The organism is Bacillus vallismortis (assembly GCF_004116955.1).
Lineage (GTDB): Bacteria > Bacillota > Bacilli > Bacillales > Bacillaceae > Bacillus > Bacillus vallismortis.
The window spans coordinates 1,770,126-1,784,417 of sequence record NZ_CP026362.1 but is presented as its reverse complement, the minus strand read 5'-3'; the positions used below and the strand labels follow the sequence as shown (position 1 = coordinate 1,784,417).

Here is a 14,292-nt window from a genome sequence, read left to right as displayed (position 1 = left end):
ATGGATATGAATCAGTATTTAGATGTCTTTATTGATGAGAGTAAAGAACATTTACAAACATGTAATGAAAAGCTTCTCCTTTTAGAGAAAGACCCGACTGACCTTCAGCTCGTTCATGATATATTCAGGGCTGCCCATACATTAAAAGGAATGAGCGCAACGATGGGCTATACAGATTTAGCACATCTAACCCACCTGCTTGAAAACGTGCTGGATGCATTCCGAAACGGAGACATGGCAGTTACCGCAGATTGGCTTGACATTTTGTTTGAAGCTCTGGACCACCTGGAAGCTATGGTCCAATCTATTATTGACGGCGGAGACGGTAAAAGGGATATTTCAGAAGTGAGCGCCAAGCTTGATGTGAATAATACGCATGCTGAAACGGCTGCCTCTGCGGAGCCTGCAGAAGAACAGAGTTCAGCACCTGATTGGGAATATGACGAATTTGAACGGACTGTCATACAAGAAGCGGAGGAGCAAGGTTTCAAACGATATGAAATCAAGATTTCTCTGAACGAAAACTGTATGTTAAAAGCAGTTCGGGTATATATGGTGTTTGAAAAGCTTAATGAAGTCGGAGAAGTGGCTAAAACAATCCCAAGTGCGGAAGTGCTTGAAACAGAAGATTTCGGCACTGACTTTCAAGTTTGCTTCTTAACACATCAATCATCTGAAGAGATTGAACAATTAATCAATGGAGTTTCAGAAATTGAGCAAGTCGAAGTCATTCAAGGGGCTCCTTTAACATCAGCTGAAAAGCCGGGAGAATCTAAGTCGGCGGAATCACAAGCGCCTGTATCGGTAAAGCAGGAAAAACAAAAACAGCCTGCCAAAAATGACGACCAGGCGAAGCATACCGCCGGGGGATCTAAAACAATTCGCGTCAACATTGACAGACTGGATTCTTTAATGAACTTATTTGAAGAGCTTGTCATTGACCGCGGGCGTCTAGAACAGATTGCAAAAGAGCTTGAGCACAATGAACTGACTGAAACAGTTGAACGAATGACCAGAATTTCCGGAGATTTGCAGTCGATTATTCTCAATATGAGAATGGTTCCGGTTGAAACTGTTTTTAACCGGTTCCCGAGAATGATTCGCCAGCTTCAAAAAGAGCTGAATAAAAAAATAGAACTCTCGATCATCGGTGCAGAAACTGAACTTGATCGAACAGTAATTGATGAAATCGGAGATCCTCTCGTTCACTTGATCAGAAACAGTATTGATCACGGGATCGAGTCTCCGGAAACGCGTTTGCAAAAGGGAAAACCGGAATCAGGAAAAGTTGTGCTAAAAGCCTATCACAGCGGCAACCATGTCTTTATCGAAGTAGAGGACGACGGCGCAGGCCTTAATCGCAAAAAAATTCTTGAAAAAGCGCTTGAGCGCGGCGTTGTTACGGAAAAAGAAGCTGAAACCTTAGAAGATAACCAAATTTACGAATTGATCTTCGCTCCAGGGTTCTCAACTGCTGATCAAATTTCTGACATTTCCGGCCGCGGCGTCGGACTTGACGTTGTGAAAAATAAACTGGAGTCTCTTGGCGGTTCAGTGAGTGTGAAATCTGCAGAAGGCCAAGGCTCTCTATTCAGCATTCAGCTTCCGCTTACATTGTCCATTATTTCAGTTCTGCTGGTCAAATTGGAAGAAGAGACATTTGCCATTCCGATTTCTTCAATCATTGAAACAGCAGTTATTAACAGAAAAGACATTTTACAAACACATGACCGTGAAGTGATTGACTTTAGAGGGCACATTGTCCCTGTCGTTTATTTAAAAGAAGAGTTTAAAATAAATGATACAAGACAAGATGCGGAACAGCTCCATATCATTGTCGTGAAAAAAGGCGATAAACCTACTGCATTTGTAGTGGACTCCTTTATTGGCCAGCAGGAAGTTGTGCTGAAATCACTCGGAGATTATTTAACAAACGTCTTTGCAATTTCCGGAGCTACTATTTTAGGAGACGGAGAAGTAGCGCTCATTATTGATTGTAATGCACTGATTATTTAACCATTCGAGGAGGTGTCTCACATGACTGCAGAAATTAAAACAGGGGAAAAAATGATTGTTTTTGTGGTAAATGGCAAAGAATATGCCATTTCCGTCACTCAGGTGAAATCAATTGAAAAATGGCAAAAGCCGACGAGAGTGCCTGGCGTCGAACCATATATTTGCGGGGTAATCAATTTGCGCGGGGTGGTGACTCCGGTTATTGATTTAAGAAAGCGCCTGAATTTGCCAGAGTATCAAATTACAGATGAAACACGAATTATCATTATTGCTTATCGTGATATTGAAGTTGGCTGGATTGTAGATGAAGCTAATGATGTGATTACCGTACACGAAAATGAAATAGAATCTGCTCCAGAAAGCGTCCAGAAAGATATGGATGTGGCAATCGAACAGATTGTGAAACAAGAGAACAGGCTCTTAAATATTATTGATGCGAACGCGGTTTTGGATAAAGAATCATCTCAGTCCGCTGTGCCCGATCAAGCTTAATCTTAAAGGGGTTATGACATGAGTATTTTTAATGGAATCAAAGAAGAGCAGATGGACATTTTGCGGGAAGTCGGCAATATTGGCGCCGGCCACTCCGCCTCTGCAATGGCCCAGCTGTTAAATAGAAAGATAGATATGGAAGTCCCGTTTGCAAAGCTGCTGTCTTTCGATGAACTTGTCGATTTTTTCGGCGGCGCCGATACCCCGGTTGCCAGCATCTTCTTAAGGATGGAAGGCGATTTAACGGGTTCAATGTTCTTTATAATGCCTTTTTATCAGGCGGAGCAGTTTATCAGAGAGCTGATTGGAAACCCCGAATTTGATATAGAGGATTTAGGTGAAGATCAAATGAGCTCATCCGCTTTGCATGAACTGGGCAATATTTTAGCAGGGTCATATTTAACAGCCTTGGCGGATTTGACGAAACTCCAGCTTTACCCAAGCGTACCTGAAGTTTCATTGGACATGTTCGGCGCTGTGATCAGCGAAGGGCTGATGGAGCTCAGTCAGGTTGGAGAACATGCTATTGTTGTCGACACGTCAATTTTTGACCAAAGCCATCAGCAGGAGCTGAAAGCGCATATGTTTATGCTGCCGGACTATGATTCATTTGAAAAGCTCTTTGTCGCCTTGGGTGCATCATTATGAGTACAACCGAGGCTGTTGTTGTAAAGGTTGGAATTGCTGATGTGAAGATCGCCCGCTTCCCGGAGACCATCCGGACCTCTGGCTTGGGATCATGTGTGGGGCTGGTGCTTTATGATAAAGAAAAGCAAACAGCAGGTCTTGTTCACGTCATGCTGCCGGATTCAACATTATCGAAAACTGCCGAACTCAACCGGGCCAAGTACGCTGATACTGCCGTGAAGACCACAATTGATATGCTGGTAGAAGCGGGGTGCAGGAAATCTGCATTAAAAGCAAAGTTAGCCGGCGGATCGGAAATGTTTAAATTTAAATCAACAAATGATTTGATGAAGATCGGACCGAGAAATGTATTAGCGATAAAGGAACAGCTGTCTTTATATAAAATTCCTATCATTAGTGAAGATACGGGCGGCTCAAGCGGCCGGACGATAGAATTTGAACCGAAGTCCTGCATGCTGCATATTCGAACTGTTAAACAAGGTGAAAAAACGATTTAATAAAGGTATTAGGGGGATAACGATGCAATCCTTGAATTATGAAGATCAGGTGCTTTGGACGCGCTGGAAAGAGTGGAAAGATCCTAAAGCCGGTGACGATTTAATGCGCCGTTACATGCCGCTTGTCACATATCATGTAGGCAGAATTTCTGTCGGACTGCCGAAATCAGTGCATAAAGACGATCTAATGAGCCTTGGTATGCTTGGTTTATATGATGCCCTTGAAAAATTTGACCCCAGCCGGGACTTAAAATTTGATACCTACGCCTCGTTTAGAATTCGCGGTGCAATCATAGACGGGCTTCGCAAAGAAGATTGGCTGCCCAGAACCTCACGTGAAAAAACAAAGAAGGTTGAAGCGACAATTGAAAAGCTTGAACAGCGCTATCTTCGGAACGTAACGCCCGCAGAAATTGCAGAGGAACTCGGAATGACGGTACAGGATGTAGTGTCAACAATGAATGAAGGCTTTTTTGCCAATCTGCTGTCAATTGATGAAAAGCTCCATGATCAAGATGATGGTGAAAACATTCAGGTCATGATCAGAGATGACAAAAATGTTCCGCCTGAGGAAAAGATTATGAAGGATGAACTGATTGCGCAGCTTGCAGAAAAAATTCACGAACTCTCTGAAAAAGAACAGCTGGTAGTCAGTTTGTTCTACAAAGAGGAGTTGACATTGACAGAAATCGGACAAGTATTAAATCTTTCTACGTCCCGCATATCACAAATCCATTCAAAGGCACTATTTAAATTAAAGAATTTGCTTGAAAAAGTGATTCAATAAAGAATTTCATGGTTAGCGAGTGAAAAACATGTCAACACTATTATGGCTTTTAAGCTTTGCGCTCCACGGCGTTCTTCTGTACGCTGTCATGATCCTATATACAAGGCTCGCGGCTGTGAAAGAAACAGAAAAACAGCAAAAGAAGATACTTGAAGAGACAGAAAACACCTTGGCAGCATTTCTTCTTGAATTAAAAGAAGAAAATGAGAAACTGATAGAAAATACCGATTCACTTCCAAGCCAAGCCGATGAAGAAGCCCAAATGCCACACCTTCAGAACGCTAAAACATATTCAGAGCGGAGTACAGTTCAAGAAGAAGAGAATCTTCCTGAACATATTGAAGGCCTGATTACTGAAGTTGAGCGTCAGGAAGAGAGCGTAAACAGCGATGTCCAAACTTTTGAAGACCAGGTCATAGATTTATATGAGCAGGGGTATTCAGCCAGTCAAATCGCTCAGAAACTGAAGAGCGGAAAGACAGAAATTGAGCTATTTTTAAAATTTCGCTCCAAAGGTGTAAAGGATTCTTGATTGTCGGATAAAGCTGTGTTATATTATGTCTTGGTGTTAAATACACACGCTTAACGATTTATGCAGAGGGTGCTGCAGGCGGCAGTTCTGCACAAAAATGACCTAAGCGGAGGAAAAAAACCATTATATTAGGAGGAAATAACATGTCAGTCATTTCTATGAAGCAATTGCTTGAAGCTGGTGTTCACTTCGGTCACCAAACACGCCGTTGGAACCCAAAAATGAAGCGTTACATTTTCACGGAGCGTAACGGAATCTATATCATTGACCTTCAAAAAACAGTCAAAAAAGTAGAGGAAGCTTACAACTTCACTAAAAATCTTGCTGCTGAAGGCGGAAAAATCCTTTTCGTCGGAACAAAAAAACAAGCTCAAGATTCTGTTAAAGAAGAAGCTCAGCGCTCTGGCATGTACTATGTCAACCAACGCTGGTTGGGCGGTACATTAACAAACTTTGAAACAATCCAAAAACGTATTAAACGTCTTAAAGACATTGAAAAAATGCAAGAAAACGGTACGTTTGAAGTGCTTCCTAAAAAAGAAGTCGTTCAATTGAAAAAAGAATTAGAGCGTCTTGAAAAATTCCTAGGCGGAATTAAAGATATGAAGGATCTTCCTGATGCATTATTCATCATCGATCCTCGCAAAGAGCGCATCGCTGTTGCGGAAGCTCGCAAATTAAACATCCCTATCATTGGTATCGTTGATACTAACTGTGATCCTGATGAGATTGATGTTGTAATCCCAGCGAACGATGACGCTATCCGCGCTGTTAAACTTCTAACTTCTAAAATGGCAGATGCAATCTTAGAAGCGAAGCAAGGCGAAGAAGAAGCGGAAGTTGCTGAAGAAACTGCACCAGAAACAGAAACAACAACTGCGTAACCTATTTAAAAGGTGATAAGAGGGACTGCCTTTTATCACCTTTTTTCAAGAAAAATGTGTAATATACATACTCTTGTTTAAACATATAAGGAGGAATACAAATGGCAATTACTGCACAGCAAGTAAAAGAACTGCGCGAAAAAACTGGCGCGGGCATGATGGATTGTAAAAAAGCGTTAACTGAAACTGACGGAAATATGGACAAAGCAATTGACCTTTTAAGAGAAAAAGGAATTGCGAAAGCGGCGAAAAAAGCTGACCGTATCGCAGCGGAAGGTTCTACTATTATTAAAACTGACGGCAACAAAGGTGTTATCCTAGAAGTAAACTCTGAAACTGACTTCGTTGCGAAAAACGAAGGCTTCAAAGAGCTTCTTAACACGTTAGCTGACCACCTTCTTACAAATGCTCCAGCAGATGTTGAAGAAGCAATGGGTCAAAAAATGGAAAATGGTGCTACTGTTGAAGAGTACATCACAAGCGCAGTTGCTAAAATCGGTGAGAAAATCACTCTTCGCCGCTTTACAGTTCTTACAAAAGACGACAGCTCTGCATTCGGTGCTTACCTTCACATGGGCGGCCGCATCGGTGTATTAACTGTTCTGAACGGTACAACTGACGAAGAAATTGCGAAAGATATCGCTATGCACGTTGCTGCGGTTAACCCTCGTTACATTTCTCGTGATCAAGTATCTGAAGAAGAAAGAAATCATGAGCGCCAAATCTTAACTCAGCAAGCCCTTCAAGAAGGCAAACCTGAAAACATCGTAGCGAAAATGGTTGAAGGCCGTCTGAACAAATTCTTCGAAGAAATTTGTCTTTTAGATCAAGCGTTCGTTAAAAACCCAGATGAAAAAGTGAAACAAGTTGTCGCAGCGAAAAATGCAACTGTTCAAACTTATGTCCGCTATGAAGTTGGAGAAGGCATCGAAAAACGTCAAGAAAACTTTGCTGAAGAAGTAATGAACCAAGTGAAAAAATAATGGCGAAAAGATTTCGCGGCCAAGTCGCGTCTTTTCAGGCAGTATAGGGGACACAATTGTGTTCCCTATTTTTAAAACTATATTTACAAACCTTTTTTTCTCTTGCATAATAGAAAACGGCAATGTTTACACTTGGAGGTTATCATGGAAAAACCAAAATACAAACGTATCGTATTAAAGCTTAGCGGAGAAGCATTGGCAGGAGAACAGGGTAACGGAATTAACCCAACTGTCATTCAATCCATTGCAAAGCAAGTGAAAGAAATCGCTGAGCTTGAAGTCGAAGTGGCTGTTGTAGTAGGCGGCGGCAACTTATGGCGCGGAAAAACAGGAAGTGACCTGGGTATGGACCGTGCAACTGCTGATTATATGGGAATGCTGGCGACAGTTATGAACTCGCTTGCTCTTCAAGACAGCTTGGAAACACTCGGAATCCAGTCCAGAGTGCAAACATCCATTGAAATGAGACAAGTTGCTGAACCGTACATAAGAAGAAAAGCAATACGCCACTTAGAGAAAAAACGTGTCGTTATTTTCGCTGCGGGCACAGGAAACCCATATTTCTCAACTGATACGACAGCTGCACTGCGGGCTGCTGAAATTGAAGCAGACGTTATTTTAATGGCTAAAAATAATGTTGACGGTGTGTATAATGCGGATCCTAGAAAAGATGAAACAGCTGTTAAATATGAATCACTTTCTTATCTTGACGTTCTAAAAGACGGCCTGGAAGTCATGGATTCTACAGCATCATCTTTATGCATGGATAATGACATTCCGCTTATCGTCTTTTCTATTATGGAAGAAGGAAATATCAAACGTGCCGTTATCGGTGAATCAATCGGAACGATCGTGAGGGGGAAATAACGTGTCAAAAGAAGTCTTAACTCAAACAAAAGAAAAAATGGAAAAAGCAATTGCTGCTTATCAGCGCGAATTGGCTACTGTACGTGCAGGCCGTGCCAATCCATCTTTGCTAGATAAAGTAACGGTAGAATATTACGGAGCACAGACACCTTTAAATCAGCTGTCTTCTATTAACGTGCCTGAAGCTCGTATGCTTGTGGTAACGCCTTATGACAAAACAGCTATCGGTGATATTGAAAAAGCGATTTTAAAAGCTGACTTAGGCGTAACGCCGACAAGTGACGGAAATATGATTCGAATTGCGATTCCTGCATTAACAGAAGAAAGACGTAAGGAATTAGTGAAAGTTGTAAAAAAATATGCTGAAGAGGCGAAAGTAGCTGTCCGTAACGTTCGCCGTGATGCTAACGATGATCTCAAAAAACTTGAGAAAAACGGAGACATTACTGAGGATGAACTGCGTGCTTCCACTGAAGACGTTCAAAAACTGACAGATGAATATGTGTCAAAAATTGACAGTGTCACAAAAGACAAAGAAAAAGAAATCATGGAAGTTTAATGAAAAACTATGTACAATAGATAATAGTGAAAAGACCCTCTCATGTTTACAGGGGGTTTTTTTGTTAATACTGTTGATTACATCGGTTATCAGCAGGGAATGCAACCTTTTTGGGTGACGGAGGAATCTCATGCTCAACATACTCAAAAATTGGAAGAATCAGCAAACTGCGGCTTCCAACTTAGAACGTTATACAAAAGAAGACATACTTAAGGGAGAAATTCCCGAACACATTGCCATTATCATGGATGGAAATGGCCGTTGGGCTAAAAAACGCTCTCTTCCCCGAATTGCAGGTCACCATGAAGGGATGAAGGTGGTAAAAAGGACAACGAAGCTTGCGAACGAACTTGGTGTCAAAGTACTGACTTTGTATGCATTTTCAACGGAAAACTGGAAGAGGCCGAAAATGGAAGTCGATTTTTTAATGAAGCTTCCTGAAGAATTTTTAAATACGTATCTCCCAGAGCTAGTTGAGGAAAATGTACAGGTCCGGATTATAGGGGATGAAACGGCTTTGCCGGCGCACACATTACGTGCGATTGAAAAGGCTGTACAGGATACGGCGCAAAATGATGGGATGATCCTTAATTTTGCTCTCAATTATGGTGGTCGTACCGAAATTGTCACTGCTGCAAAATCGCTTGCGGAAAAAGTGAAGGACGGGTCTTTGCACATTGAAGATATTGATGAATCACTTTTTGCTAATTACTTAATGACTGAATCTTTGCAGGATCCTGAACTTTTAATTCGGACGAGCGGCGAGATTAGACTGAGCAATTTTATGCTATGGCAGGTTGCCTACAGCGAATTTGTGTTTACTGACGTCCTGTGGCCTGACTTTAAGGAAGATCACTTCTTAAAGGCGTTAGGAGAGTATCAGCAGAGGGGCCGGAGGTTTGGCGGAATTTAGAGGATGGTGGACATGAAACAAAGAATTTTGACAGGTGTTCTGGCAGCAATTGTATTTTTATTTTTGGTTATTGTCGGGAAATTGCCGTTCACCATATTAGTTTATGTAATGGGCAGTGTAGCGCTTTTTGAACTTTTACGGATGAAAAAGCTGAGGATGGTTTCACTGCCGGGTTTGATCGGTCTTTTCTTATTATGGATGTTCTTATTGCCAAGCCAGTACTCGTTTTTAGAGGCGCACGGTATTTCAAAAATGGAAATCGCTTTGTTCGCGGTACTGCTTTTGCTGACTTACACAGTGTTGGTGAAAAACACCTTTACGTTTGATGAAGTCGGGTTTATTACGCTTGCAGCAATTTATATCGGAATGTGTTTTCATTATTTTATAGAAATCAGAAATCTTGACCAATATGGGTTAATATACATTTTCTACGCTTGTATTGTGATTTGGTCTACTGATTCCGGTGCATATTTTGTCGGAAAAGCGCTTGGTAAGCGAAAACTGTGGCCTGAAATCAGTCCGAATAAAACAGTGGAAGGATTCGCAGGCGGAATTGTCATCTCGCTTGTACTTGCGACGATTTTTCAACTTGTTGTACACCTTCCGATCCCGTATATCTATCTGCTGTTGATTACGCTGTTTTTATCTATTTTCGGACAGCTTGGAGATTTAGTGGAATCCGCCTTGAAAAGACATTACGATGTTAAGGATTCCGGGAGTATTCTTCCAGGGCATGGCGGTATCTTGGACCGTTTTGACAGTTTCTTGTTTGTCATGCCTTTCTTGTACTTTCTGCTTGCCCTTTTTTCATAAAAAAGTCTAATATGAATATAAGAATGATCATGCAGCAAAAAGAATAGGAGTAGTGGCACTTTGAAAAATATTTGTCTTTTAGGAGCAACAGGGTCAATCGGCGAACAGACGCTCGATGTATTGCGTACGCATCAAGATCAATTTCAGCTGGTATCTATGTCGTTTGGCAAAAATATTGAGAAGGCTGTTCCGATGATAGAGACCTTTCAGCCGAAATTTGTCTCTGTCGGTGATCTGGATACATATCATCAATTAAAACAAGTATCTTTTTCTTTTGAATGCCAAATTGGGCTGGGAGAAGAAGGACTGATAGAAGCAGCGGTGTTCGAAGAGGTTGACATTGTTGTCAACGCTTTGCTCGGAAGCGTCGGCCTTGTCCCGACGTTAAAGGCAATTGAACAGAAAAAAACAATTGCGCTTGCAAATAAGGAAACTCTCGTCACTGCAGGGCATATAGTTAAAGAACATGCGAAGAAATATGATGTTCCGCTGCTGCCTGTCGACAGTGAGCACTCGGCGATTTTTCAAGCACTCCAAGGCGAACAGGCAAAAAATATTGAACGCCTCATCATTACGGCCTCCGGCGGAAGCTTTCGGGACAAGACGCGGGAGGAGCTCGAATCAGTAACAGTTGAGGACGCATTAAAACACCCGAATTGGTCAATGGGTGCAAAAATTACGATCGATTCGGCTACAATGATGAATAAGGGATTAGAGGTGATCGAGGCACATTGGCTTTTCGATATACCATATGAACAAATTGATGTCATTTTACATAAAGAGAGCATCATCCATTCAATGGTTGAGTTTCATGACAAAAGTGTGATCGCACAGCTTGGAACTCCCGATATGAGGGTTCCAATTCAATATGCCCTCACCTATCCGGATCGGTCGCCATTACCGAATGCGAAAAGTCTTGAATTATGGGAAATCGGCAGCCTTCATTTTGAGAAAGCTGATTTTGACAGGTTCCGCTGCTTACAATTTGCTTTTGAATCAGGTAAAATAGGAGGAACAATGCCGACAGTGCTAAATGCGACGAATGAAGTAGCTGTCGCTGCCTTTTTAGCAGGCAAGATACCGTTTTTGGCTATTGAAGACTGTATCGAAAAGGCACTATCCCGCCATCAGGTAATGAGCAAACCGAGCCTGGCGGACATTCAAGAAGTGGACAAAGATACCCGGGGATACGTCAACTCAATACTCACATAAGGTGGTATGTTCGTGAATACAGTTATAGCGTTTATCATTATTTTCGGAGCGCTCGTTTTCTTCCATGAACTGGGCCATTTATTGCTAGCCCAAAGAGCGGGAATTCTCTGCCGTGAATTTGCGATCGGATTCGGTCCAAAGATTTTTTCTTTCAAAAAAAATGAAACAGTTTATACGATTAGGCTGCTACCGGTCGGCGGATTTGTCCGTATGGCCGGAGAAGATCCGGAAATGATTGAGGTAAAACCCGGTTACACGGTAGGGCTTTTGTTTAATAAAGACGATCAAGTTGAGAAAGTCATTATCAATCAAAAGGAAAAGTACCCGGATGCTCTAGTCATTGAAGTAGAAACTGCTGATTTAGAGCATGACATGAAGATTACTGGCTATGAACAGGGGAAAGAGGATGAACTTTCCAGCTTCACTGTCAGCGAAACATCCTTCTTCATTGTAGACGGAGAAGAAGTGCAAATTGCGCCGTATAATCGCCAATTTGGTTCCAAACCTGTGTGGCAGCGAATCAAAGCAATTGCTGCAGGGCCGATTATGAACTTTATTTTAGCTTACGTCATATTAGTGATGCTTGGGCTCATTCAAGGCGTACCTTCAAATGATCCTATGCTGGGACAGCTGACTGACAATGGGCGGGCAGCCGAAGCAGGGCTAAAAGAAGGAGATTATATTCAAAGCATTAACGGAGAGAAAATGAGGTCTTGGACGGACATTGTATCCGCTGTAAAGGAAAATCCGGAAAAAGAAATGGATGTTGCCGTAAAAAGAGATAACAAAACGCTTCATATTTCAGTGACTCCGGAAGCAGTGAAAGATGAGAACAAAAAAACTATCGGACGTTTCGGCTCCTATGCGCCGACTGAAAAAGGCGTTCTCTCAGCGGTTGCTTACGGCGCGACATCAACAGTTGATGTCACTAAAGCCATTTTAACCAACTTAAGCAAATTAGTAACTGGCCAATTCAAACTTGACATGCTGTCAGGTCCTGTCGGCATATATGACATGACAGACCAGGTGGCGAAAACAGGGTTAGTGAACTTATTCCAGTTTGCTGCGTTTTTAAGCATTAACCTTGGGATTGTCAACCTGCTTCCGATTCCGGCACTTGACGGTGGAAGACTGTTATTTCTCTTTATTGAAGCGATTCGGGGCAAACCGATTAACAGGGAAAAAGAAGCTTTTGTTGTGTTTATCGGGGTGGCTTTCCTAATGCTTCTTATGCTGGTTGTCACATGGAATGATATCCAGCGGCTGTTCTTGTAAACGAAAAGTAAATCAATCAGAGGTGCGAAGAAATGAGACAAAGTTTGACGCTTATTCCTACGCTCCGTGAAGTTCCAGCTGATGCCGAAGCAAAAAGTCATCAGCTTCTTCTGAGAGCAGGATTTATCAGACAGAATACGAGCGGGGTATACAGCTATATGCCTCTGGCATATAAAGTGATTCAAAACATTCAGCAGATTGTTCGTGAAGAAATGGAGAAAATTGATGCCGTGGAAATGCTTATGCCCGCATTGCAGCAGGCTGAAACATGGCAGGAATCAGGAAGATGGTATACGTATGGTCCTGAGCTGATGAGGCTACAAGACCGTCATGGCCGTGAATTTGCTTTAGGGGCAACGCATGAAGAAGTTATCACTTCACTTGTACGCGATGAGGTTAAATCTTATAAGCGTCTCCCTCTGACTCTTTATCAAATTCAATCTAAGTTCAGAGATGAAAAACGTCCTCGCTTCGGCCTGTTAAGAGGCCGCGAATTTATTATGAAGGATGCGTATTCTTTCCATGCATCTGAAGATAGCCTGGATGAAACGTATCAAAAAATGTACGAGGCCTATTCTAATATTTTCGCCCGCTGCGGGATTAATGTTAGGCCTGTTATCGCAGATTCAGGCGCAATGGGAGGAAAGGATACGCACGAGTTTATGGCGCTTTCTGCCATCGGAGAGGATACAATTGCGTATTCCGATGAATCACAGTATGCGGCTAATATCGAAATGGCTGAAGTTCTTTATCAAGAAGTCCCTTCTGAGGAAGAGCCTAAAGCTTTAGAGAAAGTCCACACGCCTAACGTGAAAACAATTGAAGAACTGACTGCGTTTTTACAGGTTTCCGCTGAAGCCTGCATGAAGTCAGTCCTATTTAAAGCAGACGATCGTTTCATCATAGTGCTTGTACGGGGCGACCATGAAGTTAACGATATTAAAGTGAAAAACTTGCTTCAAGCGGAAGTTGTGGAGCTTGCCTCACATGAAGAGGTTATTCAGCAGCTTGGAACAGAACCGGGCTTTGTCGGCCCTGTAGGTGTCAAACAAGATATTGAAGTATATGCTGATCTTGCGGTCAAATCTATGGTCAATGCTGTTGCCGGTGCAAATGAAGGAGATCATCATTATAAAAATGTCAATGTAAACCGTGACACGAACATTAAAGAGTTTGCTGATCTTCGTTTTATTCAAGAGGGAGACCCTTCACCAGATGGTAAAGGCACAATCCGTTTTGCAGAAGGAATTGAAGTCGGACAAGTCTTTAAGCTTGGAACACGCTATTCAGAAGCGATGAATGCGACATACCTAGATGAAAACGGCCGCGCGCAGCCAATGTTGATGGGCTGTTACGGTATCGGTGTGTCAAGAACGCTTTCTGCTATAGCTGAACAGCATCACGATGAAAAAGGATTAATATGGCCAAAAAGCGTTGCGCCGTATGATCTTCATATTCTTGCATTGAACATGAAAAACGATGGGCAAAGAGAGCTTTCTGAAAAGCTGTATGCCGATTTAAAAGCGGAAGGCTATGGAGTGCTCTTTGACGATCGTGCTGAGCGCGCCGGTGTAAAATTCGCTGATTCAGATCTTATCGGCCTTCCAATCCGCATCACAGTCGGAAAACGTGCGGACGAAGGAATTGTCGAAGTGAAAATCCGCAAAACAGGTGAGTCAACTGAGATTTCAGTAGACGAATTATCTGCATTTATCAGCAAGCAGTAATCACCATAACGATTTATCAAAAAACATGTTAAAATAGAAATAATAGAAGGTACCTCATTGCCTGAGGTACCTTCACTTATGATGTTT

15 protein-coding genes are annotated in these 14,292 nt (G+C 42.2%); all 15 read left to right on the top strand.

Annotated elements, in window-relative coordinates:
• On the top strand, positions 1-2,016 hold the full coding sequence (gene cheA, locus BV11031_RS09735; protein ID WP_010331082.1) for a chemotaxis protein CheA: 2,016 nt from the start codon (positions 1-3) through the stop codon (positions 2,014-2,016).
• Between the two features lie 21 nt (positions 2,017-2,037).
• Positions 2,038-2,508, top strand: coding sequence for a chemotaxis protein CheW (cheW, locus tag BV11031_RS09730; protein ID WP_010331081.1), 471 nt, complete (start codon positions 2,038-2,040; stop codon positions 2,506-2,508).
• Positions 2,509-2,526: 18 nt separating this feature from the next.
• On the top strand, positions 2,527-3,156 hold the full coding sequence (gene cheC, locus BV11031_RS09725) for a CheY-P phosphatase CheC (protein ID WP_010331080.1): 630 nt from the start codon (positions 2,527-2,529) through the stop codon (positions 3,154-3,156).
• Positions 3,153-3,653, top strand: coding sequence for a chemoreceptor glutamine deamidase CheD (cheD, locus tag BV11031_RS09720; RefSeq protein WP_010331079.1), 501 nt, complete (start codon positions 3,153-3,155; stop codon positions 3,651-3,653). Before cheC ends, cheD begins: the two co-directional genes overlap by 4 nt.
• A gap of 22 nt (positions 3,654-3,675) precedes the next feature.
• Positions 3,676-4,440: an RNA polymerase sigma-28 factor SigD gene (sigD, locus tag BV11031_RS09715; RefSeq protein ID WP_010331078.1), complete on the top strand. Its 765-nt coding sequence runs from the start codon at positions 3,676-3,678 to the stop codon at positions 4,438-4,440.
• Positions 4,441-4,468: 28 nt separating this feature from the next.
• Entirely contained in the window at positions 4,469-4,972 is a 504-nt protein-coding gene (locus BV11031_RS09710; RefSeq protein ID WP_010331077.1) for a hypothetical protein, read from the top strand.
• Between the two features lie 143 nt (positions 4,973-5,115).
• A complete protein-coding gene (gene rpsB / locus BV11031_RS09705) occupies positions 5,116-5,856 on the top strand; it encodes a 30S ribosomal protein S2 (protein ID WP_039073975.1) in 741 nt (246 codons plus the stop codon).
• Between the two features lie 101 nt (positions 5,857-5,957).
• A complete protein-coding gene (tsf, locus tag BV11031_RS09700) occupies positions 5,958-6,839 on the top strand; it encodes a translation elongation factor Ts (protein WP_010331076.1) in 882 nt (293 codons plus the stop codon).
• 144 nt (positions 6,840-6,983) lie between these two features.
• Positions 6,984-7,706: a UMP kinase gene (gene pyrH / locus BV11031_RS09695; RefSeq protein ID WP_039073977.1), complete on the top strand. Its 723-nt coding sequence runs from the start codon at positions 6,984-6,986 to the stop codon at positions 7,704-7,706.
• A gap of 1 nt (position 7,707) precedes the next feature.
• Entirely contained in the window at positions 7,708-8,265 is a 558-nt protein-coding gene (frr, locus tag BV11031_RS09690; RefSeq protein WP_010328016.1) for a ribosome recycling factor, read from the top strand.
• A gap of 130 nt (positions 8,266-8,395) precedes the next feature.
• Positions 8,396-9,178 carry an undecaprenyl pyrophosphate synthase gene (locus BV11031_RS09685; protein WP_010328015.1) on the top strand — a complete coding sequence of 261 codons (783 nt, stop codon included), beginning with the start codon at positions 8,396-8,398 and terminating at the stop codon, positions 9,176-9,178.
• 3 nt (positions 9,179-9,181) lie between these two features.
• Positions 9,182-9,991 carry a phosphatidate cytidylyltransferase gene (gene cdsA, locus BV11031_RS09680; protein WP_082246278.1) on the top strand — a complete coding sequence of 270 codons (810 nt, stop codon included), beginning with the start codon at positions 9,182-9,184 and terminating at the stop codon, positions 9,989-9,991.
• 60 nt (positions 9,992-10,051) lie between these two features.
• Positions 10,052-11,203 carry a 1-deoxy-D-xylulose-5-phosphate reductoisomerase gene (gene dxr / locus BV11031_RS09675; protein WP_010328013.1) on the top strand — a complete coding sequence of 384 codons (1,152 nt, stop codon included), beginning with the start codon at positions 10,052-10,054 and terminating at the stop codon, positions 11,201-11,203.
• Positions 11,204-11,209: 6 nt separating this feature from the next.
• Positions 11,210-12,478 carry an RIP metalloprotease RseP gene (gene rseP, locus BV11031_RS09670; protein WP_082246277.1) on the top strand — a complete coding sequence of 423 codons (1,269 nt, stop codon included), beginning with the start codon at positions 11,210-11,212 and terminating at the stop codon, positions 12,476-12,478.
• A 32-nt stretch (positions 12,479-12,510) separates the two neighbouring features.
• The gene (gene proS, locus BV11031_RS09665; RefSeq protein ID WP_010328011.1) at positions 12,511-14,205 is read left to right on the top strand and encodes a proline--tRNA ligase; all 1,695 of its coding nucleotides are present in this window, start codon (positions 12,511-12,513) and stop codon (positions 14,203-14,205) included.
• Positions 14,206-14,292 lie beyond the last annotated feature (87 nt).